Source organism: Eudoraea sp., assembly GCF_049665975.1.
In the GTDB taxonomy this organism is placed as follows: domain Bacteria; phylum Bacteroidota; class Bacteroidia; order Flavobacteriales; family Flavobacteriaceae; genus Eudoraea.
The window spans coordinates 1-3744 of record NZ_JBATGR010000330.1 but is presented as its reverse complement, the minus strand read 5'-3'; the positions used below and the strand labels follow the sequence as shown (position 1 = coordinate 3744).

The 3744-nt window shown below is 35.2% G+C and carries 4 protein-coding genes; all 4 read left to right on the top strand.

Going from position 1 to position 3744, the window contains the following annotated elements; genetic code table 11:
• On the top strand, positions 1-885 hold an 885-nt coding region (locus WBN20_RS11465), incomplete at its 5' end, for an AsmA family protein (RefSeq protein ID WP_424281772.1).
• 130 nt (positions 886-1015) lie between these two features.
• Positions 1016-2053 (top strand): DUF4421 family protein, encoded by a 1038-nt coding sequence (locus WBN20_RS11460; protein ID WP_424281771.1) that lies wholly within the window; start codon positions 1016-1018, stop codon positions 2051-2053.
• Positions 2054-2121: 68 nt separating this feature from the next.
• On the top strand, positions 2122-2646 hold the full coding sequence (locus tag WBN20_RS11455; RefSeq protein ID WP_424271441.1) for a hypothetical protein: 525 nt from the start codon (positions 2122-2124) through the stop codon (positions 2644-2646).
• Positions 2647-2764: 118 nt separating this feature from the next.
• Positions 2765-3744: PAS domain-containing protein (locus tag WBN20_RS11450; RefSeq protein ID WP_424281770.1), on the top strand; the 980-nt coding region annotated here is incomplete at its 3' end.

The following is a 3744-nucleotide window of genomic DNA, read 5'->3' as shown; positions in this document are numbered from 1 at the left end:
AATAAAATTGTGGGTATAAAGTCAGTTAATGGTGATCTTGAGCTAGATGAAGTAAATACGCCGATTCTGGGTAAAGTGCCTTTAAACGCTAATTTTTCGGCTGATAATGATCAGATTCAGGTAAATTTTTCTACATTTAGGGATAGAAAAACGGAAGATTCCGGGTCTCTTACTTTAGACATTTCTAAAGAATCCCCTGCATTTGAGATCTCATATGATTTAAGAGATGTTCCCATAAAATCTTTTATTGAAGGATATTCCCAGGAAAAATTAGCTAAAGGAATGTTGGATGCTTCATTTTCTTTGGAGGGAAGTGGGTTAGATTTAGAAGAAATAACCAAAAATGCGAAGGGCTCATTAAAGGTTAAGGGAGACTCAATAACCCTTTATGGGATAGATGTTGACAAATTACTCAAGAAATATAAACGAAGTCAGAACTTCAATTTGGTTGACATTGGTGCTTTTGTGGTGGCGGGCCCGGTTGGAGCTGTCGTGACTAAGGGAGGTGATTTTGTCAGGCTGATTAGCATGAATCTTAAAGCGGAAGATAGAACGTATGTTTCGCAGGTACTTACGAATTGGAAGATTCATAATGGTATTATCGAAACAGAAGATGTAGCCTTTAGCACACCATTAAACCGCTTTGCTTTTGACGGTAAATTTGATATTGTGAATGATTCAATCCCAGGATTTACTGCTTATGTATTGGATAAAAACGGATGTAGCTTAATGGAACAGAAAGTTAGCGGAAAATTAGACAATCCTCAGGTGGGCAAATTAAAAATTGCCAAAACCCTTCTTGGTTCGGTAATAAATTTTGTCAATGCCATTGTTGGAAAAAAATGCAAACCGGTTTATCATGGAGAGGTAAAGCATCCATTATAAAAATTTACTTTTTTGTTCTATCTTAAAGATTTGGGTGGCATCTATTCATAGTTATTTGTATTTCTATAAGATTTGTCAATAACTTTAGGTTACATATAAGCAAATAGTGATTTTAAGTTCAAATTATATTTTGATAAAAATTATTACAATAATTATAAGTTTTGGTTGTTTTTTTGCCTTTGGACAAAAAAGAGTAAGGGATTCAACCGCAATAGAATCATTCAAAGATAAATTTATTGTAAAGATTAATTTAGATTCCAAAACAGATTTCTATACGGCAGATGGCTTTGGGGGAGGGCCAGATATAAATTTAGATTCTAATTACGGATCCAGTTTATTCCTATCTCTCGAATTTCAAATTATTGGATTAAGCCTTGGTTTTTCACCCTCATTTTTACCTGGAAATAGTGATGAGGAATTAAGAGGAGAATCATCCTTTATAGATATTCAACCGAGATTAGCTTTTCAAAAATGGCTAATAGAGTTGAGATATAGTAGAATCACCGGGTATTATGTGGAAAACACCGAGGATTTTATACCCGATTGGGAGGAAAATGTAGATCCATATATTCTTATCCCTGATTTATCTAACACTACGTATGGGATAACAATTTCGCACATATTCAACCCAAACTTTTCATATAAAAATTTATTTTACCAAACTGAACGACAAAGAAAGAGTGCAGGAAGTTTTGTGCCAACATTTCAGTATAGTTATAATAAATTCACTTTTGACCTTGAAGATATTCCAGACGATATTAAATTCAGAGGGGACAGTTCGGATTTAAGTTTGGGAATAGGGTATTATTATACCTGGGTAATAGGTGATAAGTGGTTTGTTGCACCAAATGTTTCACCCGCTGCGGGGGTTAGTTTTTCTAAAAGTACAATTACTCTGGATGGTAACACTACTGAGGAGAATATTACTTTTTTTAAAACAGTACTTGAAAGTGGACTTCAATTAGGTTATGCTTCGGAGAGGGTAATATTTGGTATTGCCTTTAATTATGATATTTACGACTATGCAGGAGAGGAAGGAAGGTTCATAAACAATGACAGAACTTATGGATTACTATACTTCGGTTATCGGTTTAATTCACCGCGGTTTCTGGCCAAATCTTACGATAAGTTTGCCAAAACAAAATTTGCTAAAAAAATGAAATTATAAATAGATTAGTAACATATTTCTGTATTTTTCTCCCTAAATAATACCTAACCATCTAAAGGAAAATGTAAATGAAATTTATCTCACTTACCTATCTGCTATTTCTCTTATATATAATTCCGATACAGGCCCAGGAAGCGGGTGAAGAAGGAGAAACTAAACACAAGCTGGTTTTACTTTTTGGTCTAACGCATATTCCCGAGACCATTGAAGATGGGGAGCCACTTAAGTCTGAAGAGCTGCCTACCATTGGGGTTGATTATTACTATAGATTGAACCCAAAATGGCAGATAGGAGTAGTGGTAGATGTAGAACTGGGTGAATATGCAGTAGATTTTGGAGGTGAGGATATTCCCCGGGAGAATGCAGTGGTCACTGGTGTTGTGGCCGGTTATAGACTATTAAAGGGTTGGAGTGTTTTTGCAGGTCCGGGAGTAGAGTTTGAAAGAAACAAGAATATTTTTATTATCAGGGCCACTACGGAATATGAATTTGAGCTGGGAAAAAATTGGGGCCTGGCACCGGCTTTCAGCTATGATTTTAAGAAAGAGTTTGGTACTTACTCCCTTGGTATTGGGTTAAGTAAAAGTTTTTAGGTTTAACCAAAAATTATTCTGGCACAAAACATTCTCCATTACCTGTTTTCTTGGAATATGCAAAGCTTAAATAATTCCTTTGATTACACTATATTTATAGCCCTAAATAGCTTCCATTGTGTCTGATCAGTTATTTATTTTTTTTGCCGGGATAGCGTTAACCACAGGTGTGTCCTACGTTGGGCTTGGGATCGTGCATAAGATATACCGGGCCAATTTTATATTTGGTCTGTTTGCCATCACTTCCGGAATATATTTTCTTATAAACACTCAGGAAACCCAAAATTTTGAACTAAGCCTGTTTTTCGCTACTGCCATGTTTGCCTTATTTCCCTGGTATTTTGCATTTGAGGTGGGCTATGTGAACAGAAAGTTACTTTGGATCATAACAGGCCTTTGCGCGGGATATTTTGCTGCCATAAACCTTGTTTCATATTATGAACTACCCGAAATACAATATTTCTTTAGTTACGGAGTCTATATTTTAACTTCAGGCTATTGCTTGATTGGTCTGAAGAAGATGTCATCCAAAAATGATTTCCCTTTCATACCCTTGGTTGTAGTGGCGACATATTACATTGTCTTCGTTACAGAGGAAATAGCATTCAATAATTACGGTGATGCGCTACCCTGGAGAAGTATTTTAAGTTTTAACTACCTGGATTTATTTCCTGTAATTATTATTTCTGTAAAGTTGGTAATGCTGGTTAATGATCAATGGTTTAAAGGACATCTTAAAAAATCTGTGATTTTTTATAAAGAAAACTTTGATCTAATCTTGAATCAGACCAAAAAGTTTGTATTGACCTTAGATGAAAAAGGAAATATTCTTTTTGCTAACCCCTATTTTAATGAATTCCTTGATCCTAAAGAAACGATTATAAACACTGACTTTGAAAAGTTTCTCACCGGCGAAACAAAAAATGAATTTAAGAAACTTGTTTATGACGGCAAAAATAAGAAGGGTAATATAGTGACACAAGTGGTAGCCAAAGATGCCGAGCTTACGGTGGCCTGGTCTTTTGTTAAACTAAAAAACAATCAATCTGAACAGGTTTCCGAATATACGTATCTCTTTGGTGCGAACATCACACAACT

Bases quoted from the DNA above. Each gene is read 5' to 3' on its own strand.
- WBN20_RS11455 (WP_424271441.1), top strand. From the start codon at position 2,122: ATGAAATTTATCTCACTTACCTATCTGCTATTTCTCTTATATATAATT.